Here is a 607-nt window from a genome sequence, read left to right as displayed (position 1 = left end):
GTAAAATCGATAACGAACCAAAATTATTTGAAAATCTTGTAAATATTTTGATAAAAAATACTAATATAAAACGCCGTGAATATCATTATCAAGTTGTCTTTACAATTATTCGTGAAGTTTGTTCTTTTCATTACTACATTAATGACTATACTTACGAAGAAATTTTAGAAGCTATGAGATTAAAATAGATTCTATTCCACTTTTGATTAAAGGAGACGATAATGTGAGTATACTAAGCGTAAATCATTTATCAAAAAAAATTAATAATAAAATAATTCTTGAAAATATATCATTTTCATTAGATGAAGGTCATATTGTCGGACTTGTCGGTGCCAATGGTGCTGGGAAAACGTCTTTGATGAAAGTGATATTAGGTTATTCGGATTATCAAGAAGGGAATTTTACTTCTATCAGACAAGATGAAAATCACAGTAACATAGGTGCACTGATTGAAAATCCAGGTTTATACCCTTTCATGTCTGGATACGATAATTTAAAATTACTAAATGAATCGAATAGTACAAATCCCATTAATCAAATCACAGATGAGTTAAAAATGAACAAATATATACATAATAAAGTCAAAACCTATTCTTTAGGTATGAAA

Annotated in this window: 1 protein-coding gene and 1 pseudogene; both read left to right on the top strand. The window is 27.5% G+C overall.

The annotated features are described in order from the left end of the window. Positions 1–188: pseudogene (locus ABZX02_RS43875) on the top strand (aspartate-semialdehyde dehydrogenase); the annotation flags it as partial. Between the two features lie 35 nt (positions 189–223). Then, positions 224–607, top strand: a 384-nt coding sequence (locus ABZX02_RS43870) for an ATP-binding cassette domain-containing protein (RefSeq protein WP_355307962.1), incomplete at its 3' end; no start/stop codon positions are given.

It is taken from the genome of Lentzea sp. NPDC003310 (assembly GCF_040610935.1).
Taxonomy (GTDB): Bacteria; Actinomycetota; Actinomycetes; order Mycobacteriales; family Pseudonocardiaceae; genus Lentzea.
The sequence above is the reverse complement of the archived record's forward strand: the minus strand, read 5'-3'. Positions and strand labels throughout refer to the sequence as shown.